This is a genomic window from Myxococcales bacterium (assembly GCA_016720545.1).
Lineage (GTDB): Bacteria > Myxococcota_A > Polyangia > Polyangiales > Polyangiaceae > JAAFHV01.
On the sequence record JADKKK010000017.1, the window covers coordinates 1 to 22,283 of the forward strand.

The window sequence follows — 22,283 nt, forward strand, 5'->3', positions numbered from 1 at the left end:
CCCCGTTGGCTCCGACGCGTCGTGAAGACCCTCCCTCGCCGGTCCCCCTCGCGCCTGCTTTCGCCCGCCGTCCCCGCCGCCCTGCTCGCCTCGCTCGCCGCCCTCGCCGCGTGCGGCCACGAGCCGCACGGCAGGCCCGCGCCTCCGCTGCCGCGGCAGCGGGTCGAGATCGCCGCGGCCCGCGCCGTGGCCCGGCCGACGGGGGATCACCTGGTGGGCACCGTGCGCGCGCGGAGCGAGGCGGCCGTCGCGCCCTCGGTCACCGGCACCGTCCGCGCCGTGCGCGTGGCCGTCGGCGGCCGCGTGAAGGCGGGCGATCTCCTCGCGCAGCTCTCGGCCGGCGAGGTCTCCGCGAAGGCCGATCAGGCCCGCGCCGTGCTCTCGCAGGCGAGCGTGCGCTTCGACCGCGCCGCTCAGCTCAAGGCGAGCGGCTCGATCGCGCAGGCCGAGTACGACGCGGCGGAGTCGCAGCGCGCCATCGCGCGCGCGGGCCTTCAGGAGGCCGAGGCCATGCTCGCGTACCTCTCGGTGCGCGCCCCCGTGGACGGCGTGGTCACGACCAAGCGCTGCGAGGTCGGCGATCTCGCGCTGGCCGGGCGGCCGCTCTTCACGATCGAGCAGCCGGGGGCGCTGAGGCTCGAGGTGGGGGTGCCCGAGGCGATCGCGCACCACGCGGCCCTCGGCACGTCGCTGCTCGTCCGCGTCGACACGGTCGAGCGCGAGCTCGCCGGGAAGGTCGACGAGGTGAGCCCCTCGGCCGATCCGCAGAGCCGGACTGTGCAGGTCAAGATCGCGCTCCCCGAGGAGAAGGGCGCCTCCGCCGTGCGCCCCGGTATGTTCGCGCGGGTGCTCGTGCCGACGGGCGAGGTCCGCGCCCTCGAGGTCCCGCGCGCCGCCCTCGTTCGGCGTGGACAGCTCGAGCTCGTCTACGTCGTCGAACAAGACCGCGCCGTGCTCCGCCTCGTCCGCGCCGGTCGGGAGCGTGACGCGGGCGTCGACGTGCTCGCGGGCCTCGCGGCGGGCGAGCGCGTCGTGGTGGGCGGCCTCGGCGGCCTCGTCGACGGCCAGCCGGTCCAGGTGGCGCAGTGAGCGCGGCCAAGAGCGTCCCGGCGCACGGGGCGCCCGAGGCGTCAAGAGCGGGCGAGGCCGGCCTCGGGATCGCGGGGCTCCTCGCCCGCGCGTTCGTCGGTTCGAAGCTGACGCCGCTGTTCATCGTCACCTCGGTGCTGCTCGGGCTCCTCGCGATCGTGCTGCTCCCACGCGAGGAGGAGCCGCAGATCAAGGTCCCCATGGTCGACGTCATGCTCACCATGGAGGGCGGCACCGCCGAGGAGGTCGAGACCCGCGTCTCGGCGCCCATGGAGCGCCTGCTGTGGGAGATCCCGGGCGTCGAGTACGTGTACACGACGAGCCAGCCAGGGCGCTCGATGGCCGTCGTGCGCTTTCGCGTGGGCGAGGACGTCGAGCGCTCGCTGGTGAAGCTCAACCAGAAGCTGCAGTCGAACCACGACCGCATCCCCACCGGCGTCTCTCCGCCGCTCGTGAAGCTCCGCTCGATCGATGACGTGCCCATCCTCGCGCTCACGTTCCACAGCAAGACCCACGACCACCTCGCGCTCCGACGCGTCGTCGCGGAGGTCGACGCGAACGTGAAGCGCGTGCCCGAGGTCTCCGAGACCACGATCATCGGCGGTCTGCGGCGCGCCGTGCGCGTCAAGCTCGACCCCGACCGACTCTCTGCACACTCGCTCGCGGCGGGCGACCTCGCGCCGATGCTCCGGCAGGCGAACCGTCAGCTCGCGGCGGGCTCGATCGTCGCGGACAACCGCGACGTGCTCGTGGAGACCGGCGGCTTCTTCACCGACGCGGCCGAGGTGGGCGGGGCGGTCGTGGGGGTCTTCCAGGGCCGGCCCGTCGCGCTCCGCGACGTGGCCACCATCGAGGACACCGCCGAGGAGCTGTCCCAGTACGTGTTCTCGGCGACCTCTGGCGTGCCGGGCGAGGAGCCCGCCGTCACCCTCGCCGTCGCCAAGCGCCCCAACACGAACGCGATCGCCGTCGCCAAGGCCGTGCTCGCCGAGGTGGACGCCCAGAAGGGTACGCGCATTCCGGCGGATATCACGGTGTCGATCACTCGACACTACGGAGAGACGGCGGCGGAGAAGTCAGACGAGCTCCTCATGCACATGGGGATCGCCATCGTCAGCGTTTCCCTGCTCATCCTCTTCATGTTGGGGTGGCGAGAGTCGGTCGTGGTGGCCGTGGCCATCCCCTCCACGCTGGCGCTCACCCTCACCGTGTTTCAGCTCGTGGGCTATACTCTCAATCGAATTACGTTGTTCGCGCTCATCTTCTCGATTGGCATTCTGGTCGACGACGCCATCGTCGTCGTCGAGAACGTGGTGAGGCACCGGGACCTGCCCGAAAATCGAGGGCTCGGCATGGCCAAGGTGGCGGTGAAGGCCGTCGCCGAGGTGGGAAACCCCACCGTGCTGGCCACGCTCGCGGTGATCGCCGCCATTCTGCCCATGGCGTTCGTCGGCGGGCTCATGGGCCCCTACATGCGCCCCATCCCCGTCGGCGCGAGCGCGGCGATGGGCTTCTCGCTCGTCGTGGCGTTCGTCGTCACCCCGTGGGCGGCCGCGCGTGTCCTCCGGGCGAAGCTTGGTAGCCACGGCCACGGGCCACGGAGACGCGGCGCCCCGTGATCGCATGACCCGCGCGTACACCTGGTTCATGCACCGGCTCGTGACGCGCACCGCGTGGCGCTGGTCGTTCTTGGTCGGCATCGCCGCGCTGCTCGTGGGGGCGCTCGCCTTCGTGCCGGCAGGCGCGGTGAAGGTCAAGATGTTGCCGTTCGACAACAAGAGCGAATTTCAGATCATCCTGAACATGCCCGAGGGCAGCTCGCTCGAGCGCACCGCGCAGGCCGCGAAGGAGCTCGGTAACGCCGTGCGGGGCGAGCCGGAGGTGACCGACTATCAGGTGTACGTGGGCGCGGCGTCGCCGTTCAACTTCAACGGCCTCGTGCGGCACTACTACCTCCGCCGGGGTCCGAGCGTGGCCGATATCCAGGTGAACCTGCTCCCCAAAGGCGAGCGCTCGGCGCAGAGCCACGCGGTGGCGCGGCGCGTGCGACCCGCCGCGAAGGCCATCGCCGATCGCTACGGCGCGCGGGTCGCGATCGCCGAGGTGCCGCCCGGGCCGCCCGTGCTGCAGACCCTCGTGGCCGAGGTGTACGGCCCGAGCGCCGCGCACCGCCGCGCGCTCGCCGAGCGAGTGCGTGAGGTCTACAAGAAGACCCCGGGCGTGGTCGACGTCGACTGGTACGTCGAGGAGCCCCACGCGAAGGATCGCCTCGTGATCGACAAGGAGAAGGCGGCGCTCCACGGCATCAGCGCCGAGGCGATCGCCGCCACCTTGCGCATCGCCGTGGGCGGCGCGCCCGTCGGCCTGCTCCACGTGCCTCGGGAGGTCGAGGACGTGGAGATTCGACTCGAGCTGCCGCGCGCCTCGCGGGCGTCGACGGAGGAGCTGCTCGCCCTCGGCGTGCGGGGCTCGAGCGGCGCGATCGTGGCCTTGCGCGAGCTGGTGCGCGTCGAGCGCACCGTCGAGGACACGAGCATTTACCACAAGAACCTCATGCCGGTCGTGTACGTGACGGCCGACGTCGCGGGCGGCGCCGAGAGCTCGGCCTACGCCATCCTCGACATGAACAAGGACCTCGCGCGGCTCGACGCGGGAGACTTCGGCGGAAAGCACGGGCCGGTCACTACGTACAACCTCGCTCAGCCCACGAGCACGCTCGAGCCCGCGGTGAAGTGGGACGGTGAGTGGCACATCACGCTGGAGGTGTTCCGCGACCTCGGCATGGCGTTCGGCGTCGTGCTCGTGCTCATTTATGTGCTGCTCGTGGGCTGGTTCCGCTCGTTCCTCGTGCCGCTCGTGGTGATGGCCGCCATCCCGTTCTCGCTCGTGGGGATTCTGCCGGCGCACGCGGCGATGGGGGCCTTCTTCACGGCCACGTCGATGATCGGCTTCATGGCGGGCGCGGGCATCGTGGTGCGCAACTCCATCATCCTCGTCGACTTCACCGAGAGCCGCGTGGCCGACGGAGTGCCGCTCGCCGAGGCGGTGGTGCTCGCCGGCGCGGTGCGGTTCCGGCCCATGCTGCTCACCGCGCTCGCGGTGGTGGTGGGCGCGGCGGTGATCCTATTTGACCCGATCTTTCAGGGGCTCGCCCTCTCGCTCATGGCGGGCGAGATCGCGTCGCTCCTCATCAGCCGCATGGCGGTGCCGGTGCTCTACGAGATGGCGAAGCGCCGCACCGGCCCCGCGCCCGCGGTCGACGGCGAGGGGGCCGAGCCTGGCTCGAGCGCGCGCCCGTCCGGGCCGGGCGAGGGGTTGGACGCGGCGGACGGCGCCCTCGCGTGAGGCGCGCCCCTGCGGCGGCCCCGGCCGGTCAACCGCCGAGCGCGCCGCGGACGAACGCGACGATCGCGTTCATGGCGACACCTCGCCTTCGGCTCGGGCTCGCCATCGACCTCCGTTCGCCCCTGCAGGGCTCACTTTCAGGTTCGCGTGACCGTGGCCCATGGCGTGATCGCTCTTGAGCCGCGCAACAACCTCCATGTGCTTGTCGCCCGCGTCGAGCCGCGCGACGACGAGGTCCAGCCACTCTTGCATGGCGCGGCCGTACTTCTGCTCGATGCTCGGGAAGTAGGAGGCGGGACCCTTGACGGTGGCGCCGGCTGGGATGACGGGCGCCGTGACGCGTGAGCTCATGGCCTCATATTACCGCGATTCGTCGCTACTTCGCGAGGAGCACGTGGGGCTCGCCCGCCTTGATCTCCAGTACCTCGACGGGGCCGCCGTAGTGCTCGGACATCCCCACGTCCACGCGCCACGCCTTCCCCTCACACGCGCTCGTGACGCCACCCTCTTGCACCGTGTGCCCCATGACGAGCCGCTTCGCGCCGAGCTTGGTGAGCACCTCGCCGAGGTTGCGGCACGCCTCCGCGCTGACAGAGCCGTTCGAGTAGGCCCGGGTCCACACGGGGCCGTCTTCGGCGACCGCGATCGCGGGCGGCTCGCTCGCGCGCCCCACGAGCCACTCCTTCACGCCGTCGTTGATGCGGTCGATGCCGTAGTCGACGTGCTTGCGGTGCACGCCGCCGTGCGCGAACACGCTGTCGCCCACGACGGCGATGACCGGCCGCTCGGCGAGCATGAGCGCGTACACGCCGCCCGGGGCGAACGCGGACGCGCGGCCCCGCTTCTCGTCGCCGTAGCGCGCCGCGCGGGAGGCCAGCGGACCCGCGGGCGTGAAGCTGTTGAAGGCGGGATACGCTTCGGCCACCACGTAGCGGAAGTCGAAGCTCGCGTTCATGAGCTCGTGGTTGCCCGAGAGCGAGAGCATGCGACCGCCCGCGCGGCTGGCCTCGCCCTTCAGCTTCTCGAAGAGGTCGAGCACCTCGCGGTCCTCCTTGCCGCGGTCGATCTGGTCGCCGGTCTGCACCACGACGAGCTTCCCGCCGACCCACGCGTCCCGCTCGTCGATGGCCCCGGCGGTGCGGAGGGCGCGCCGCGCGGCGCGGAGATCGCCGTGAATGTCACCGATGGCGATGACCCGCTCGAGCGCCGCGGCGGGCGGCACGGGGGGTGCTGGCGCGACACCCGGGCGAGGCGCTTTGGCGCCCGTGGACTCCGAGGCCTTCGTGGCCGCAGGCGGGGACCGCTCGGCGCACGCCGCGAGCGCGACGGCGAGCGCGAGCGCGGCGCTGCGCGGAGAAAGATGCATCTTACACGCTCGCGAGGAGCCGCTGCTTCTGCGCCTCGAAGTCGTCGGCGCTGATGACGCCCTGATCGCGCAGGGCCTTCAGCTTCTCGAGCTTCTCGAAGACGTCCTTCGACTCGCCCTTCTCCTTGGCCATCCTCGCGGCGACCTCCTTGCCCTTGGCGAGGTGCTCCTCGTAGGCCTTCTTGGCGTGGTCGAGGTCCATGGCCGAGAAGCTCTTGCCGGAGGCGAACTGGGTCATGGCCACTTGCCCGAGGGCGTACGTGGACGCGCCCGACATCGCGGACATCGCCGCGCCACCCACGACCGAACCAATGCCGGGGATGAGCTTGAGGGCGTTCGCGCCGAGCCGCGCGGCGATGCCCCCCGCGAGCGCCGAGACCCACGCCTTGCCCTCCGACTCGGTGTACACCGTGCCGTAGAGCGTGGAGAGCTGCTTCAGCATGTCGAGCTGGATCGCCGTGACGGCGGCGATGTCCACCAGGGGAATCGGCACGAGCCCCGCCCCGACAGCCCACACGACGTGCTCGTTGATGATCCTCTGCGCGCGGGTCGGGTCGGACATGGTCGGTCTCCTTCGGCCGAGAGCATAGCAGCCCGTTGATAAACTCCCGTCGCCCGCGCGCCGCCGCTCTGTCCGCGTGTCCGCGCTACTTGCCCGCGATCGCCTCGAGCTCGCCCGCGTCGAGCCACACCCCGCGGCAGTCGAAATCGACGCACACGTCCACGTACGTGAGCGTGCCGATGCTCCACTCGCGCCGCGCGGTCTCGCCGCCGCACTTCGCGCACACGACGGCACCCCGCGCGCCGGCGTAGGCTCGCCTCGCGACGGCGCTCCCGTCGGCGCGCTTGCCGGAGCTCTCGAGCCGCAACATGTTGGCGTACTCCACGAAATGGCCTCCGCAGGCCGGACAGCCGAACACGGGCGCGCCGGACGCGTGCGTCGCGGGCGTGAGCCGCACCGGTTCTTCCATGCCGCCCGCGACCCGGCGATACGGGCCTTGGTCGCGGTCGTCGAGGCGCGAGCGGCACCGCGGGCAGCACACGCCCGCGGCGCCCGCGCGCTCAGCCACTGGCGTCGACGTGGGCCTTGTACGCCGCGACGTCGAGGAGGCCGTCGGTCGCGCCCGAGGCGGCGGCCGGCTCGAGCTCGATCATCCACGCCTTGCCGTAGCAGTCCTCGTTGACGAGCTCCGGGGTGTCGTTGAGCGCGGCGTTCACCCGCACGACCTTGCCGGTGATGGGGGAGTAGAGATCGCTCAGCGTCTTGACGCTCTCGATCGTGCCGAAGGCCTTGCCCTCGGTCAGGGTGTCACCGGCCTTCACGTCGAGGTTGACGAGGGTGATGTCGCCGAGCTGCTCCACCGCGAACGACGTGATCCCCACCTGCACGCCACCCTCGGTCGCCCGGGTCCACTCGTGGTCTTTCGTGTACTTGAGATCGCTCGGGAACGAATCGCTCATCGCATTTCTCCGTGTTCGCTGCTGGCCAGTCCGTCGTTCAGTCCGCCCGGCCGCTCCTGCGGCGCCGGGTCTCGCTTCTTTGGAGTCGCGCGCGCCGCGCGCCTCAGGCTCGCTTGTAAAATGGAGTCTTCACGACCTCCGCCTCGACGAGCTTGCCGCGGCAGTCCACCATGAAGGTGGAGCCCACCGTCGAGAGCCGCGTGGGCACGTACCCGAGGCCGATGTTGAGGCCCACGGTGGGGCCAGGGCTCCCGCTCGTGCACACGCCGATCTCCGCGCCGTCCGCGTCGCGGAGCGGGTACCCGTGGCGCGCGATGCCGCGCCCCTTCACCTGGAAGCCCACGAGCTTGCGAGGGAGCTCCTTCGCCTTGATGGCCTCGATGGCGGCGCGCCCCACGAAGTCGCCTTTGTCGAGCTTCACCACCCAGCCGAGGCCGGCCTCGAGCGGGTTGGTGGTCTCGTCGATGTCGTTGCCGTAGAGCGAGAGCCGCGCCTCGAGGCGCAGCGTGTCGCGGGCGCCGAGCCCGCACGGGCGGAGACCGAGCGGCTCGCCGAGCGTGATGAGCTGGTCCCACAGGCTCGCGGCGTCGGCCCACGCGCAGAAGATCTCCACGCCGTCCTCGCCGGTGTAGCCCGTGCGCGCCGCCGTGCACTTCACGTTGGCGATGACCGCGTCACGGAAGTGGAACGACTTCAGCTCGACGAGCTTGGCCGCGTCGGCGCCGGCGAGCGCGAGCACCTCGAACGCCCTCGGGCCCTGCAGGGCGATGAGCGCGGTCTCGGCGGAGAGGTCGCGGAACTCGCAGTGGTTCTCCGCGGCGCTCGAGAACACCTTGGCCATCTTCTCGTGGTTCGAGGCGTTGCAGACCACGAGGAAGCGCTCGTCGCCGGCGCGGTAGATGATGAGGTCGTCGAGGATGGTGCCCTCGGCGTTGCAGCAGCAGGTGTAGAGCGCTTGCCCCACGCCGAGCCGCGAGACGTCGTTCGTGACGAGGTAGTTCACCACCTGGCCCGCGTACGGCCCGGCGAGCTCCAGCTCGCCCATGTGAGAGACGTCGAACAGGCCCGCGGCCTTGCGCACGGCTTGGTGTTCGTCGACGATTCCCTTGTATTGTACAGGCATCTCCCAGCCGGCGAAGGGCACGATGCGCCCTCCGAGCCGGACGTGAGCGTCATACATGGGGGTGCGTCGGAGCGTCGCGGCGGGCTCGGTCATGGTAGCGCGACCATACGCGGTCTGGCGCACCGGAGAAAACGACAAAGCGCGGGGCCGTCGGCGCTGCCTCGGATCAGGCCAGCGTCACGGCGGCAGACCGTAGGCGGGGGCGGGTGAGCCGTCGCGGCCCGCCTCCTTGGGGGCGTCCTCGGCGGCGTCGGTCGGGGCCGCGTCGGTCGGGGCGGCGTCGATCGGGGGGCCGCCCCCGTAGAGGGCCGCGGGCGACGCGTCGGCGTCAGCGCGTGAGTCTGCCCCCGCGTCGACGCTCGCGTCGATCGGCGGACCGCCGTAGAGCGCAACCGGGCCCGTGTCGCTCGACGCCGAGTCGGAGCAGGCCGCGGCGGCGCCGGCCACGAGCACGGTGGCCCCGAACACCAGGGCCGCGCGCGTGGCCCTCGACACGGGGCTCGCCGTGGCGACGGCGCCGAGCGCGCCGCAGAAGGGGCACGCCGCCTCGGTGGTCCGGACGTGGCGGTTGCACTCTGCACATAAATGAAGGGCCATAGTCTCCTCGGGGGTGGCGCGTGCGTGTGGGGAGCGAGCGCGGGGCTCAGCCGGGCGGGAGGCCGTAGAGCGGCGCAGGGGAGGCGTCCTGGCCGGCGTCCTTCGCCGCGTCGGCGCCGGCGTCGGGCGGCGGGACCGCGCCGTAGAGTGGGGCGGGGGAGGCGTCGACGCCCGTGTCTGTTGCCGCGTCGGCCGGCGGCGCGCCATACAGCGGCTGGACCGAGCCTCCGCAGGCGACCGCCGTGCTCACCAGCGCAGCGCCGCCGAAGACCATGGCGGCGCGGGTGGCGCGGGACACGGGCGAAGCGACCGCGGCGCGGCCCGCTTCGCCGCAGAACGGGCATTGGGGATCGGTCGCCCGAACGTGACGCGCGCAGCCGGAGCAGAGTCGCAGAGCCATGGAGGGACGGTAGCTGAGCCTTCGCCTCGCGCAACATTTTCGCGCTCTGCGCCCGGCCGCGAGGCGCACCCCGTTCGAGGCGAGGCGGGGCGTCGGCGGGCCCCGCCTTTCCGGCGGTCCCCGGCGGTGTTATGGTGTAGGCGCGTGGGATTCTCCGCGCCCTCTCGAGGGAGAGTGCCTCGCCATGGCCCGTGAGAACGCCGCGACTCCGTTGATCCTTTGGGTCTGCGCCGCGGTGTGCGCGCACTATGTCCTTGGCCAGGGCGGCAACGAGGTGGCGCGAGCCCACGACGACGCGTCGTTCTTCGCCAAGATGGGCTACCAGGCGCGAGGAAAGGCGCGCGAGGCCGAGAGCACCCTCGAGCTCGGCGCCGCCGCCGAGACACCGGTGCCCCCGAGCGAGACCGACGTGCCCGCGCCCGCGCTCCCCAAGGCGAGCGCCGAGGTGAAGAAGGAGCCCACGCCCGAGGCCCAGAAACCCGACGAACCGAAGAAGGAAGAACCGAAGAAGATCGCGATCTTGCCGAAGCCTACGGACGTGCCGGCGCCCGTCGCTCCGCCGCCTCCGATGCAGAAGGACCAGCGCATCGCGGTCAAGCAGCACGTGAAGCCAGCGCAGCAGGACAACGCCACCGCGAAGTTCATCGCCGACGAGGCCAACAAGGTCGACAAGGAGACCGTCGCCACCCAGACGGCCCACGACCAAGACGACCCGAACCCCACCCCCGCGGGCCAGCACTCGGGCCCCACCAAGCAGCCCGGCGACAGTGAGCGCACGCGCATCGCCGACAGCGAGGATCGCAAGGGCGAGAAGAACCGTGCGCCCGGCGACAAGGGCACCGAGTTCGACATCCAGGTCCCCTCGAGGCCGGCCGCTGGACAGGTGGCCATGCTCGCTCCGAAGACCCCCGCGAACGCTGGCGGCGACGGGCGGCCTCCGTCCGCGTCCAGCGCGGCCTCGACGCCCGAGCCTGGGGGCGCGTCGCAGGCGACGCCGGCGGTGGCCGAGGGCGCCAAGGGCTGGACCTTCGACCCCGCGCGGCCAGGCGGCTTCGGCGCGGGGAATCAAGGTGGCGCGAGCGCGCCGAGCCGCGCCGCCACGGGCCCCGCGAGGAAGCCGTCGTCGGGGCTCTCGCTTGGCCTCGGCGCGCAGGCCGCGCCCGGTCAGGTGAACCTCAACTTGAATCAGCGCGGGGTCGTCGCGACCATCGGCCACGACCAGCTCCACCGCGAGCGCGTGGCCGACGGCGAGCGGCGCAAGAGCGAGCACCGCGGCTCGTTCCAGGCGTCGAACTTCGAGCGCTGGCGCAGCGCCATCGAGAACTACGTCACCACCGTCAAGCCGGGCAACCAGACCGCGCTGAACGCGGCGCGCGTGCCGTTCGCCACGTACCTCAACACCATCCACAACCGACTGCACCCCATCTTCGCCGACAGCTTCCTCGGCTCCCTCGACGGCCTGCCCTCCACTCACCCGCTCTCCAACCCTCGGCTCATCACGCACCTCGAGATCGTGGTCGGCCCCCACGACGGCCAAATCGTGAAGATGGGCGTGGTGAAGGCGAGCGGCGTCACCGCCTTCGACATCGCCGCGCTCGACTCGGTGAAGCGCGCGTCGCCCTTTGGGCCGGCGCCGAAGGCCATCGTGTCGAGCGACGGCAACGTGTACCTCCACTGGGAGTTCCATCGCGACGAGGTGTTCGCGTGCTCCACGATGAACGCGCGCCCGTTCCTCCTGAACCTGCCGCCCGCCGCGCCGCCGGCCGAGGGCCCGCCCGCGCGCCCCACCTCACCCACCGACGAGGGGCGGCCACCGCCTGGATCGCCGAACGAAATGCGCCACGGCGCCCCCTGACTGTTCCGTGTATGGTGCATGCAAATGGGCGCGTGCGGTCCTCGCTCTCGGCGCGCTGTCGGCGCTAGCCTCGGGGGCCGTCGGCTGCGACCGTCGTGCGCCCCCCGGCGCCCGCGTCGTGCGCGTGGCCGCGGCCTCCGATCTCGACGGGGCCTTCCGCGAGATCGCGCGCGATGTCGAGCGCGAGACGGGGGCGCGCGTCGAGCTCACCTTCGGCTCGTCGGGGCTGCTCGCCAAGCAGATCGCCGAGGGGGCCCCGTTCGATCTGTTCGCTTCGGCCAACGTGGCGTTCGCGGAGGCGGCGGTGAGGAGCGGGGCCTGCGACGACTCCACGCGGGCGCCCTACGCGCAGGGGCGCCTCGCGCTCGCGTGCCCCTCGGGGATCCCGGCCGAGGGGCTCGCGGGCCTGCCAGGCCTCGGGCGCATCGCGATCGCCAACCCCGAGCATGCGCCGTACGGCCGCGCGGCCCGCGAGGCGCTCGAGGCGCTCGGCCTCACCGAGCGCACGAAGGCGCAGCTGGTGTTCGCCGGCAACGTGGGCGAGAGCTGGCAGCTCGCGCGCAGCGGAAACGCCGACTGCGCGTTCGTGTCGAAGGCCCTCGTCCGCGAGCAGCCGCCCTCGCGCGCGCTGGACGTGCCCCCAGCGCTCCACGCCCCGATCGTGCAGACGCTCGTGCTCTGTTCGGGCGGCGGGCGCCCGGGCGATCGCGCCGCCGCCGTCGCGTTCGCAGCCCACGTGCGCGGCCGACCAGGGCAGCGGGTCCTCGCCGCCCACGGCTTCGCCCCGCCTTGACGCGCGCCGCGCGCGGCGTCGCGCCCTCTCGCGGCCGCGGGGGGCGACCGCACCCGGCCCCGCCTCGAGCCGGATGGAATTTGGCAGACGCAGTGCGACCGGCCGCCTAAGACTCAGGCTGCGCGGGGCGTTGGACCTCGCCCGTCGCCATGCCCGTCGCCCCGTTCCTCCTCTCTCTCGAGATCGCGCTCGCGGCCACCGCGCTCGCCGGCGTTGTCGGCGTGCCGGTCGCGGCGCTGCTCGCGCGCCGGCGGTTCCTCGGGCGCGAGGCGCTCGACGCGCTGCTCTCCGTCCCGCTCGTGCTGCCGCCCACGGTGCTCGGCTACTTCCTGCTCGTGGTGATCGGGCGGCGCGGGGTGATCGGGCGCGCCTACGAGGCCGTCACCGGCGCGCCGCTCGTGTTCACCGTGAAGGCCGCGGTGCTCGCGGCCGCCGCCTCGTCGCTCCCGCTGGTGGTGAAGTTTGGTCGCGCCGCGTTCGCGGGCGTCGATCGCGACGTGGTCCTCGCCGCGCGGACGCTCGGCGCGTCGCCGCTCCGCGCGTTCCGCACGGTGGAGCTCCCGCTCGCCGCGCGCGGGCTCGTGGCGGCGCTGGCGCTCGCGTTCGCCCGCGCGCTCGGCGAGTTCGGGGCAACGCTCATGGTGGCCGGGGATCTGCCCGGCGTCACACAGACCGCGAGCATGGCGATCTACGACGCCGCGATCGCCGGCCGGGAGCACGACGCGAACGCCCTCGTGCTCGTGCTCGCGTCGCTGTCGTTCGGCGCGCTGTACGTCACGAACCGGCTCGCCCTGGGGCACGCCCCCCGTGAGTGAAGCGGCCGCTCCCTCGCATGCCTCGCTGCGCGCGCGGATCGTGGTGAACCGCGGGCGGTTCTCCCTCGACGTGGACCTGTCGTTCCGCCCGGGCATCACCGCCGTGGTCGGCCCGTCCGGGGCCGGCAAGAGCACCTTGCTCGGCGCGCTCCTCGGCGCGCACCGCCCCGACGAGGGGCGCATCGCGCTGGGCGACTCGGTGTGGTTCGACTCGCGATCGGGGGTGCTCGCCCCGCCCGAGGCCCGCTCCCTCGGCGTGGTGTTCCAGTCGCTCGCCCTGTTCCCTCACATGACCGCGCTCGAGAACGTGGCCTATGGAGCGGCGGAGCCCGCGACCACGCGCCGCGATCTGTCGCGCGGCTGGCTGGAGCGCCTCGGCGTCGGCCACCTCGATGACCGCCTCCCTCGCGCGTTCTCGGGCGGCGAGGCCCAGCGGGTCGCGCTGGCCCGCGCGCTGGCCCGTGAGCCCGCCGTCTTGCTCCTCGACGAGCCCTTCTCGGCGCTCGACGAAGCGACAAAAAACGACGTGTTTTCATCGATTTATCCCGAGCTGGTCCGAGCGGGGCGTGTGGTGGTGTGCGTGACCCACCGTGAGGAGGAGCTCGGCGGCCTCCCCTCGAGCACCGTGCGGCTCGCCGGCGGCCGGGTCGCCGAACCGCCGCACCCGCCCGAGGCCCCACGCCCATCGCTGGAGTAGGCTGGAGTAGGGTAGAGTGGCCGCGCCCGTGAAGTCGCCGCCCGCATCGCCCGCGCCGCCGCCCGCATCGCCCGCCCCGCCGCCTGCCCCTCCTGCGAGCGTCGAGACGATGGAGCCGCTGCTGCGCGTGACCGTCGCGATCGCGGTGGTGAGCGCCGTGCTCGGGCTCCTCGTGCTCCCCGGGCTCCTCGGCAACGTGGGCGAGCAAGCGGTCGTGTGGGGCGAGCGCGTCACGTCCACGTTCACCTATGTGGCGTTCGTCGGCCTGCTGACGTTGATCGGCCTTGGCGGGTACGAGCTCATTCGCCGAGTCGATCTGGGCGCGTCGAGGTACGCGGCGCTGGCGCTGGCCGTCGTCTGCGTGGGGCTGGCGTCACCGGCGGCCGCCCGCCCGCTCCTCGCGCTGGCGCAGGTGGTGCTCGCGCTCGCGGCGGGCGGGTTCACGCTGTTCACGGCGGCCCGCCCGCTCCGGTCGGTACACACGCGCGCCGTCGCCGTGGTGCTCGGGTTCGTAGGGCTCGCGGGCCTCTTCCGCGCCCTCGCGTGGACCGTCGCGGCGTTCTCGCTCGCGAGCCCGAGCGGGTACACACTCGCGCGGGGCCTCTCGACCCTCGCGGTCGTGCTGTGGGGGCTCGCCCAGCTCGTCGCCGTGGCGTACTTCGCGACGCGCGGCAAGCTGCGTGGGCGCGTGCTCGGCAACGCCGCGCTCATCGCCGGTTTCTTCGCGACCTTCCTCGCCACGCGCCGGCCGCCCTCCCTCGCCCCCGTGGGCGCGGTGTTCCACGTCGCGTTCTCCGTGGGCGCGTCGAGCCCCGAGCCGCTCGGGATCGCGCCGATCGCCTACTATCTCTTCCCGACCGGCCTCGCGCTCGCGTGCGTCGCGCTCCTCCAGCGCCAGACCGTTGGCGCCGTGGTCGGGCCGCTCGCGCTGGCCCTCGCGTCGCAGGGGCGGTTCGACGTCCCGCTGGCCGCGCTCTCCGTCGTCGCGGGCGGCATGTGGCTCGTGCTCGCCGCGGGAGACGAGCGCGCCTTGTGGAGCGAGCTCATTTCTGCGCGTCGCCTCGCCCAGGACGACGCGGGCGCCCAGGGGAAGCGCGGAGCGCGCGCGCCGTCTCGCGAGCGGGGAGCCTCACTCGAGCCCAAGCCCACCGCGGAGGGCCGCGTCGCCGAGACGCCCTCGCCGGCGGGCGAACCACCCGACGGCGCCTGAGCGTCCGTCACTTCTTGAGCTCGAACGTCATCCCCGCCGCGCGGAGCCGCGCGATGAGGCCTTGACCGAGCGCGGCGGCCGGGGTGAGCACGCCGCCCTCGGCGCTCGAGAGCTCGCCGCCAGCGAGGGCGAGGGCGGACTCGGCGAGCATCTTCGCCGTCTCGCCGTACCCCGGATCGCTCGTGCCCTCGACCCGGGCCTCGAGCCGCGCGCCGTTCGAGGTCTTGGCGTAGATCGCGATGCGGAAGAAGCCGCCATCGCGCTGGGCCTTCGACGGACCCTCGCCCGGCTTTGGCAGGAAGCGCTCGAGCACCGCGCGAGAGGGCTCCCTCGAGGCGGCGAGCATCGTCGCGCCGAGGCCCGCCACGAAGGCCCCGGCCTTCGCGAGACCGCGTGGCCCTCGCGAGAAGCTCATGGTCTCTTCGTACCCGAAGGCCCGCCCGTAGCGGTGGTCGAGGAGCGCGTTCGAGCGTCGCACGACCCGCGTGTTGATGGCTGCCATGATGAACGGTCCGGTCCACACCTTGGCGTCCTCGTCCCACCGCACTCGCACCGGATCGGGGCCGTCGACCGTCAGCTCCGAGGCGCGATCGGGCGTGAGCGAGTAGGGGTCGCGGAGGAGGCGTCGCAGCGCGCGGTCGCGCTCGGCCTCGCGCATCAGGTTCATCATGCTCGCCGCGGTGCCACCGCTGAAACCGCCCTTCGCGCTCAGTACCACCAGGCGTGTCGCCTCCAGCGTAGTGTCGAGCTCGCGCGCACGGTCGGCCAAGAGGAGCACGCCGAGGTCCGAGGGGATCGAGTCGAAGCCGCAGCAGTGCACGAGCCGCGCGCCCGTCTCGCGGGCCCGCGCGTGGTTCTCGTCGATGCTGCGCCGAACGAAGGGCACCTCGCCCGTAATGTCGCAGTAATGCGTGCCGTGCTCCGCAGCCGCCCGCGCCAAGCTCTGACCGTACTTCGCGTACGGGCCCACGGTCGTGACGACGACGCGCGCCGCCGTGACGACGCGCTTCAGGGACTCGGCGTCCGCCGCGTCCGCGACGAGGAGGCCGACTCGCTTGCCCCCCGCCGCGCTGCCGCGATCGATGCCATCGAGCACCTCGCGTAGCTTCGCTTCGCTCCGGCCCGCCACGGCCCACGCGAGGCCGGTCGCGTGCTTGGCGAGGTACTCGGCCACGAGCTTCCCGGTGAAGCCCGTCGCCCCAAAGAGGACCAGATCGTACGTGCGTGCCATGCCGCCAGCCTACGTGGGCGAGCGAGATTCTCGAACCTCCAAGTGAGCCCCGCAGGCGCGAACGAAGGTGGATGGCGAGCGCGACCGGAAGGCGAGGGGCCGCCATGAACCTCCGGGTGAGCCCGCAGGGGCCCTGCACGCGAGACGCGTGCCGCGGCTCGGCGGAACGGGCTACTTCCTGCGCGTGCGTGTCCAGCAGCCGGGCAGGTTGCTCGTGCCGAGCTTGAAGAGGCCGATGCACTGCCCCGCGGGGATGTCGTCGAACGCTTTGGTGGTGCACCCGCCCCCCGTCACCCCCTCGGGGACCTTGGGGCAGTCTTGCGACTTGCACGCGGAAGCCGAGGGCACCGTGCAGAAGCGCTCGGTGGTGTAGGTGTTTGCCCCACACACGCCCTTGCCGGCGGCGCAGTCGAGATCGGAGCGGCAAGGCGAGCAGAGGTTGCCGTCGCCCACGCTGACGCCCGCGTAAGGGTAGCAAAGGCCGTCGGCGCAGAACGCGTCGACCGCGCAGTTGTTGTCCGTCGCGCAGCTGTTCGAGCAGAACTTCTGGTTCTTGTCGTCGGCGATGCAGCGGAGGCCCGCGCCGCAGTCGACGGTGGACTCGCAGGGCGAGCCGTACGCGCGCTTCTGGCAGATCTTGATGGTGCCAGTGCCGTTGCGATTGGCCTCTTCGGCGCTCGGAGAGTCGTTCACCGCGCCGCAGAAGAAGCCCCCGCCGCACTCCGCGTCCTTCGCACACGCGCGCGTGCAGTACGCCGCGCCGTCGACCGGGTTCTGCGCGTAGCACTGGAAGCCCTGCGCGGCGTCGCACGCTTTGTTCGCGGCGATGCCGTCGGCCGGGTTGCAGCCCGCGCCCCACTGGCCCTTGTCCTTCTTCTCGAGCTTCACGGCGAGCTCGGCGCAGATGCACGCGGGCCCAACGCACTCCGCCTCGGGGGCGGTGAGGGCCGTGCACGTGAAATTGAAGGGGCAGCCCTTCGCCGGGTCGGCGTTGGAGCTGCACGTCTTGCGGCACTTGGTCTCGCCGCCCACCGCGATGCACTGGTTGCCCGGTGCACACTTGGCCGAGTCGCAGGCCGGCGCCGGCGCCGGACCCGGGTCGACCGTCGACGACGAGCACCCAAACGCCCCCACTCCGGCGAAGAGCGCGCCCGCGGCGAAGGTGAGCGCGAGCGCGAGGGACGAGCGGGATGCGGATGCGGAAGGGGCGGACGTGGGGTTCATGGAGCCTCGCAGCACGAAAAGAGAGGGGTCGTGAGAAACCGAAGCGAAGGGGCGGCGTAGCGGTGTGGCTGCGCGCACGTTACGTTACGCCGCGCCCGGCCCCCTCGCCAATGCGTCTTGACGAAACACGGTTTGGGGGTACGGTGAGCGGCCGGTGTGCTAGCACACAGCCAACAGAGGTGTCCCATGCGATTTGTCGGAGTTTCAGCGGTCGTCGTCTCCCTCTTCGCCGTCGCGTGCTCGTCGGCCACCACGGGCTCCGGTACGCCGGGACCCGAGCAAGACAAGGGCCTCGTCGGTGAGGGCCAGGGCCCCGTCGGCAAGGAAACCAACCCCGACGGCGTGGCGTACCCCACCACCAACATCGGCACCAAGGCGTCGACCCACAGCTCGAAGACCGGCAAGGTCGGAGCGCCGGGCAACGTCATGAAGAACTTCAAGTTCTATGGGTTCCCGAAGGGCGACAAGTCCCAGGGGCTCCAGCAGGTCTCGCTCGCCGACTACTTCGACCCGCAGACCAAGAACTACCGCCTCATCCACATCCAGGCGGCGGCTGTGTGGTGTGGCCCGTGCAACGCCGAGGCGAAGGCGGCCGGCACCCTGGCCGGCGAGCTGAAGACCAAGAAGGTGGCCTGGCTCACCGCCCTGGTCGAGAGCGCCAAGCAGGGCGTCGCCGCCACGCAGGGCGACCTCGACAAGTGGCTCACGGCCTACCCGTCGGACTTCGGCCACGTGCTCGATCCGAACAACGCGAACTTCGGCGTGTTCTTCGACGCCGCCGCCATCCCGTGGAACGCCGACCTCGACGCCCGCACCATGGAGATCCTCTACGCGAGCACCGGCGGCGCCGGCACGGCCGAGGGCGTCCGCTCCGAGCTGGACGGCTGGCTCAAGTTCCTCGACGGTTACACCCCGGCCAAGTAAACCGCGCCAAGTAAACCGCGCCAAGTAAACCGCCAAGTAAGCCGCGCCAAGCAAGGAAGCCCGTGCAGAATAAAGCTGACCTTTTCGGTTCGGCTTCTCGTGCCCTCAGCGTCGTTGCCCTCGCGGCGACGGCGCTGTTCGGCTGTGAAGCCGGGCAGCCTGGACAACCTGCCGCCACCGGCGGCGTGGCCGCCCCCGCGGGCGGCATGAAGGCGGGCGTGCACGCTCAAGACTTCACCACGCGCGACATGAACGGCAACACCGTGCGCCTCTCGACCTACCTCGGGAAGGGCACCATCCTGCTGAACTTCTGGTCGACGTACTGCGAGCCGTGCCTGGCCGAGTTCCCGCACCTCCGAAAGATGCAGGACGACAAGAAGGCGCAGGGCCTCATCGTGCTCGCCGTGTCGATGGATGGCCCCGAGACGGTCGCCCAGGTCAAGCCCTTCGCCCAGCGCAACAACCTGAACTTCCCAGTTCTGCTCGACGAGGACTCGGCGATCTGCGCGCTCTACAACCCCAAGAAGAGCGGCCCGCTGACCATCCTCATCGACAAAACCGGCAACGTCGCGCAGGTGCGCGAAGGGTACAACCCGGGCGACGAAGACGTCCTCGCTGTCGAAGTCGACAAGCTCCTCGCGAAGTAGCGCACCGGACCCGGCTGTTTTTGTGAGAGGATGCGGCGCGTGAGCGAGCGGACCAGGGCGCCCCGGCGCACGTTCGCGAGCGTCTCGGGTGCGCTCTGCGTGCTCGCGGGCCTCGCGTGGCCGGGCTTGGCAGGCGCGGTCGACCTGCCGATCGTGCTCGGGCGTCAGCTGAAGCTCGACGTCACCGAGACGTCGATCGTGTCGCAGCGCTTCGCGTCGCGCGAGGGCGAAGACTCCAAGAACCAGGGCTACTTCGCGTGGCTCAATCGCCTGAACCTGGTGCTCAACTGGGGCAAGTTCACGGTGGGCGCGCGCCTCGACTCGGCGCTCTACGCGCTCCGGCCGGAGGACGGCGACATCGCTCCGCGGACGCTTCGGCAGTTTCAGGTCGACGGCGCCAGCCGCTACCGGGACTCGCTCTACCCTGCGAAGCTGTACGCGTCCTACAAGACGCCCGTGGTCGAGCTCACCGCAGGTGACTCCTACACGCAGTTCGGCCGTGGCCTCGTGCTCTCGCTCCGCAAGGTCGACGAGCTCGGCATCGACACCACCGCGTTTGGCGGCAAGGTCGTGCTGCAGAAGGACCCGGCGAGCGTCACGGTGGTCGCCGGTATCTTGAACCCGTCGCGCGTCGACGAGCCCACGGGCCGGGCGCTGTTCCTGCCGAAGCCCCTCGCGAACGATCCGCGCGCGCCCCTCTTTGGCTCCGATCGCGTGGTCGGCGGCCAGATCCTGCTCGGGCGCGGGCTGCCCGTGGTGCTCTCCACCAACGTGGCGAGGTTCACGCGGTGCGCGCCGTACCGCTACGACGAGAAGGGCAACGTCATCGACGGCATGCTCGACCGGCCGTTCGGCACCTGCGACGAGAACGACACCTCCGCGTGGCTCACGTCGCTGCCGAAGAGCCTGTCGCCTACGCTCGCGTCACGGAACGTGCTCAACGCCAGCCAGACCCTTGAGATCCCCTCGCTCCTGGGCTCGGGCAGCCTCTACCTCGAGGCCGCCATCCAGCGCCGCGAGGGGGAGTCGGGGCGCGAGGGTAATCTGAACGGCAATGCCCTCTACGGCTCGCTCTCGGCCAACAAGGGGCCGTTCACGAACACCGTCGAGGTGAAGAGCTACCGCAACTTCTTCAACATCGCTGGCTCGGTGAACGTCACGAAGGCGTCGGCCTTCGCGAACGTGGCGTACTCGGCGGCCCCCACGGCCGAGCCGATCATCAACGACAGCATGTTCAACTTCTTCAACGCGTGCGTGAACGGCGCGCGCGATCGCGTCGACGTGCGCATCAACCAGAACGTGCTGCTCTACTCGGCGTTCGGCTACACCGTCACCAAGAGCGAGTCGGGCGGCGGGAGCTGCGACGAGCTCGGTCGCCGTCAGTCCGTGGAGGACACGACCAACTACGTGACCGATCTGCTCACGGGGATGGAGCTCCGCTTCGACTCGAACCGCTCGTTCTTCTTCGCGAACGCGACCGTGCGCAACGACGTGCGCGCCAACGGCGAGCCCTTCTACAAGGAGCGGGCCGCGCAGTACACGCTCACGAAGTACCTGAGCGGCCCGTACTCCATCGAGTTCGCCGGGCGCCACCGGGTCCGCCTTCAAGACAGCGAGAACCAGCACACGACCCGGGACGCCACCGGCGCCGAGGTCTTCACCGAGGCGAAGTGGGTTCAGGGCGAGCACTACACGGCGCTCAAGATCGCGCCCCAGTGGGTCTTCACCCACGGCTTCGAGTACACCACCCAAGACGGGTTCCCGGGCATCTACAACAACGGCAGCGTGCTCTGGCGCTTCACGTCGGAGAACAACGTGCGCTTCTTCGTGGGTCAGCAGCGCGGCGGGCTGCGCTGCGTGAGCGGCATCTGCCGCCTGTTCCCCGCCTTCTCGGGGGCGCGCGTCGAGCTCACGCTGCGCTTCTGAGTCTGCCCGCGCAGCCTCAGCGGTTGCTGCCGCCGCAGGTCATGCAGCGTTTGCCGTTCGAGCAGTACAGGTCGAGCTGATCGAACGAGGCGATCGCCCCCGAGGCGCGCACGGTCTTGCAGAGTGACACCTCGCGCTCGGTGTCACCGCGCGCGATCGTCGTCTTGAGCTCGTAGATCGGCGGCGACTGAGGCCGGCCCTTGGTCTTGAAGGCGCAAAGCGCGGCGAGCTTCTCCTTGCCGGGGCAGGGCGCCTTCGCGCAGTACGCGTCGAGCGCGCTCGCTGCCTTCTGCGCAGGCCCCGCGGCGTATTCAGGGTCCCGTGCGCACGCCTCCCGCGCCTCAGCCTTCGCGTCGTCGGTCGCGTCGGGGGAGCGCCTGAAGCACCCGGCGCTGACGAGCGCGGCGAGCGCGGTGAGCGCGGCGAGCGCGGTGGAGGCACGACACAACCTCATGCCGTGAGGGTACCGCCCTGCGGCCCCGATGGGGGAGGAAAACGAGGGGTGGGCGATCCACGCGCGACGCACCCGCGCTGCTAGAGCTAGGCTCGGATCGTGCGAACCACCTTGCCCACTCGCCTCTGCGGCCGCGCGGTCATGAGGAAGGTCGCCGCGGCCACGCTGGCCGTCGGGGCCGCATCGCTCCTCGGTTGCCCCAAGAGCCAGCCTCCGGTGCCGGCCGACGCGTCCACCGTGGTCGACGATGCGAGCGCCTCGGAAGCCGGCGCGCGGGACGGGGGCGATGGCGTGGACGCGGGAGCGGCCACCGACGACGAGGTGAAGCCCGTCTACCCGCTCGACGCGGGCGCGGCGGAGACGCTCGCCGTGCGCTTCTGCGAGGCGATGAGCGCGCGTCAGGAGGCCCGCCGCGCCGAGTGCTGCAAGACGCAGCCGGGCATCGTCCTCACGAGCGAGTGCGTGCGCATGATGAGCGCAGCGCTCCGCGCGAAGGCGGTGCGCGTGGAGCCGGCGGCGGTCGACGCCTGCGTGGCTGCGCTCGACGTGGCGCTGGCCGGGTGCGACTGGGTGGGGCCGTTTCCTCCAGGGCCGCCGGAGGCCTGCCAGGGGCTCTTCCGCGGGCTCGTGCCCGCCGGCGCGCGCTGCCGCTCGTCGCTCGAGTGCGAGCGCGATCTACGCTGCCACGGGGCGGGCCCCACGACGCCGGGCAGGTGCGGGCCCGGGAAGGCCGACGGCGAGGCGTGTGGGTCGTCGACCGACGCCCTCGCGAGCTACGCGCGGCAGTCGACGCTCGACGCGCAGCACCCCGAGTGCGCCAAGTCCTGCGTCGCGCACCGCTGCGCAGCCCCGCTCGCGGACGGCGCGGCGTGTGTGCTCAGCGCGAACTGCAGTCCGGGCAGCCAGTGCGTACAGAAGACTTGTCAGCGGCGCGCGCCCGCCAAGCTCGGCGAGGCGTGCCCGGGCGGGGTGTGCGAGGCGGGCAGCGAGTGCCTGCGGGGCAAGTGCGCCGCCAAGAAGCCCGCCGGGGCCCCGTGCGAGACCGATTTCGAGTGCCGGGGTGGCTGTCTGAAGACCAAGGGCCAGCGCGCCGGCACCTGCGGGATGCGCTGCGATCTGCGCTGAC

General features: G+C 71.7%; 21 protein-coding genes and 1 pseudogene. 11 read left to right on the plus strand and 11 right to left on the minus strand.

Annotated elements, in window-relative coordinates; all coding sequences use genetic code 11:
• Positions 1 to 21 precede the first annotated feature (21 nt).
• Positions 22 to 1,089: an efflux RND transporter periplasmic adaptor subunit gene (locus IPQ09_23560; GenBank protein ID MBL0197150.1), complete on the plus strand. Its 1,068-nt coding sequence runs from the start codon at positions 22 to 24 to the stop codon at positions 1,087 to 1,089.
• Positions 1,086 to 4,434, plus strand: a pseudogene (locus tag IPQ09_23565) (efflux RND transporter permease subunit). Before IPQ09_23560 ends, IPQ09_23565 begins: the two are co-directional and overlap by 4 nt.
• A gap of 69 nt (positions 4,435 to 4,503) precedes the next feature.
• On the opposite strand, the gene IPQ09_23570 reads toward IPQ09_23565, so the two are convergent.
• From IPQ09_23570 to IPQ09_23605, 8 genes are all read right to left on the minus strand, one after another.
• Positions 4,504 to 4,785, minus strand: a complete 282-nt coding sequence (locus IPQ09_23570; protein ID MBL0197151.1) for a DUF4287 domain-containing protein — start codon at positions 4,783 to 4,785, stop codon at positions 4,504 to 4,506.
• Positions 4,786 to 4,810: 25 nt separating this feature from the next.
• Positions 4,811 to 5,800 carry a metallophosphoesterase gene (locus IPQ09_23575; GenBank protein MBL0197152.1) on the minus strand — a complete coding sequence of 330 codons (990 nt, stop codon included), beginning with the start codon at positions 5,798 to 5,800 and terminating at the stop codon, positions 4,811 to 4,813.
• Position 5,801: 1 nt separating this feature from the next.
• A complete protein-coding gene (locus IPQ09_23580; GenBank protein MBL0197153.1) occupies positions 5,802 to 6,362 on the minus strand; it encodes a DUF697 domain-containing protein in 561 nt (186 codons plus the stop codon).
• 85 nt (positions 6,363 to 6,447) lie between these two features.
• The gene (locus IPQ09_23585; GenBank protein MBL0197154.1) at positions 6,448 to 6,870 is read right to left on the minus strand and encodes a zf-TFIIB domain-containing protein; all 423 of its coding nucleotides are present in this window, start codon (positions 6,868 to 6,870) and stop codon (positions 6,448 to 6,450) included.
• On the minus strand, positions 6,863 to 7,261 hold the full coding sequence (gcvH, locus tag IPQ09_23590; protein ID MBL0197155.1) for a glycine cleavage system protein GcvH: 399 nt from the start codon (positions 7,259 to 7,261) through the stop codon (positions 6,863 to 6,865). Before gcvH ends, IPQ09_23585 begins: the two co-directional genes overlap by 8 nt.
• A gap of 103 nt (positions 7,262 to 7,364) precedes the next feature.
• Positions 7,365 to 8,477: a glycine cleavage system aminomethyltransferase GcvT gene (gene gcvT, locus IPQ09_23595; protein MBL0197156.1), complete on the minus strand. Its 1,113-nt coding sequence runs from the start codon at positions 8,475 to 8,477 to the stop codon at positions 7,365 to 7,367.
• Positions 8,478 to 8,561: 84 nt separating this feature from the next.
• Entirely contained in the window at positions 8,562 to 8,981 is a 420-nt protein-coding gene (locus IPQ09_23600; protein ID MBL0197157.1) for a hypothetical protein, read from the minus strand.
• A 46-nt stretch (positions 8,982 to 9,027) separates the two neighbouring features.
• Positions 9,028 to 9,381 carry a hypothetical protein gene (locus IPQ09_23605; GenBank protein ID MBL0197158.1) on the minus strand — a complete coding sequence of 118 codons (354 nt, stop codon included), beginning with the start codon at positions 9,379 to 9,381 and terminating at the stop codon, positions 9,028 to 9,030.
• 184 nt (positions 9,382 to 9,565) lie between these two features.
• Between IPQ09_23605 and IPQ09_23610 the strand changes: the two genes are divergently transcribed.
• The 5 genes from IPQ09_23610 (at position 9,566) to IPQ09_23630 (ending at position 14,751) form a co-directional block, all read left to right on the plus strand.
• Positions 9,566 to 11,236 (plus strand): TonB C-terminal domain-containing protein, encoded by a 1,671-nt coding sequence (locus tag IPQ09_23610; GenBank protein ID MBL0197159.1) that lies wholly within the window; start codon positions 9,566 to 9,568, stop codon positions 11,234 to 11,236.
• Positions 11,237 to 11,360: 124 nt separating this feature from the next.
• On the plus strand, positions 11,361 to 12,029 hold the full coding sequence (gene modA / locus IPQ09_23615) for a molybdate ABC transporter substrate-binding protein (GenBank protein MBL0197160.1): 669 nt from the start codon (positions 11,361 to 11,363) through the stop codon (positions 12,027 to 12,029).
• A gap of 149 nt (positions 12,030 to 12,178) precedes the next feature.
• A complete protein-coding gene (gene modB / locus IPQ09_23620; protein MBL0197161.1) occupies positions 12,179 to 12,844 on the plus strand; it encodes a molybdate ABC transporter permease subunit in 666 nt (221 codons plus the stop codon).
• A complete protein-coding gene (locus IPQ09_23625; GenBank protein MBL0197162.1) occupies positions 12,837 to 13,541 on the plus strand; it encodes an ATP-binding cassette domain-containing protein in 705 nt (234 codons plus the stop codon). Before modB ends, IPQ09_23625 begins: the two co-directional genes overlap by 8 nt.
• Positions 13,542 to 13,569: 28 nt before the next feature.
• Complete coding sequence (locus tag IPQ09_23630; GenBank protein ID MBL0197163.1) at positions 13,570 to 14,751, plus strand: hypothetical protein; 1,182 nt, start codon at positions 13,570 to 13,572, stop codon at positions 14,749 to 14,751.
• 7 nt (positions 14,752 to 14,758) lie between these two features.
• Here the strand turns inward: IPQ09_23630 and IPQ09_23635 are convergent, their stop codons facing one another.
• Both IPQ09_23635 and IPQ09_23640 read right to left on the minus strand, forming a co-directional pair.
• A complete protein-coding gene (locus tag IPQ09_23635) occupies positions 14,759 to 15,982 on the minus strand; it encodes a saccharopine dehydrogenase NADP-binding domain-containing protein (GenBank protein MBL0197164.1) in 1,224 nt (407 codons plus the stop codon).
• Positions 15,983 to 16,153: 171 nt separating this feature from the next.
• Positions 16,154 to 17,206: a hypothetical protein gene (locus tag IPQ09_23640; protein ID MBL0197165.1), complete on the minus strand. Its 1,053-nt coding sequence runs from the start codon at positions 17,204 to 17,206 to the stop codon at positions 16,154 to 16,156.
• Between the two features lie 186 nt (positions 17,207 to 17,392).
• Between IPQ09_23640 and IPQ09_23645 the strand changes: the two genes are divergently transcribed.
• The 3 genes from IPQ09_23645 to IPQ09_23655 all read left to right on the plus strand — a co-directional run bounded on the left by IPQ09_23645 (position 17,393) and on the right by IPQ09_23655 (position 20,703).
• Entirely contained in the window at positions 17,393 to 18,130 is a 738-nt protein-coding gene (locus IPQ09_23645; GenBank protein MBL0197166.1) for a redoxin domain-containing protein, read from the plus strand.
• Positions 18,131 to 18,192: 62 nt separating this feature from the next.
• The gene (locus tag IPQ09_23650; protein MBL0197167.1) at positions 18,193 to 18,777 is read left to right on the plus strand and encodes a TlpA family protein disulfide reductase; all 585 of its coding nucleotides are present in this window, start codon (positions 18,193 to 18,195) and stop codon (positions 18,775 to 18,777) included.
• 39 nt (positions 18,778 to 18,816) lie between these two features.
• A complete protein-coding gene (locus IPQ09_23655) occupies positions 18,817 to 20,703 on the plus strand; it encodes a hypothetical protein (GenBank protein ID MBL0197168.1) in 1,887 nt (628 codons plus the stop codon).
• 16 nt (positions 20,704 to 20,719) lie between these two features.
• Here IPQ09_23655 and IPQ09_23660 read toward each other — a convergent pair whose 3' ends face one another.
• Complete coding sequence (locus tag IPQ09_23660) at positions 20,720 to 21,157, minus strand: hypothetical protein (protein ID MBL0197169.1); 438 nt, start codon at positions 21,155 to 21,157, stop codon at positions 20,720 to 20,722.
• 99 nt (positions 21,158 to 21,256) lie between these two features.
• Here IPQ09_23660 and IPQ09_23665 point away from each other — a divergent pair, with 99 nt between their 5' ends.
• Entirely contained in the window at positions 21,257 to 22,282 is a 1,026-nt protein-coding gene (locus IPQ09_23665; GenBank protein MBL0197170.1) for a hypothetical protein, read from the plus strand.
• Position 22,283 lies beyond the last annotated feature (1 nt).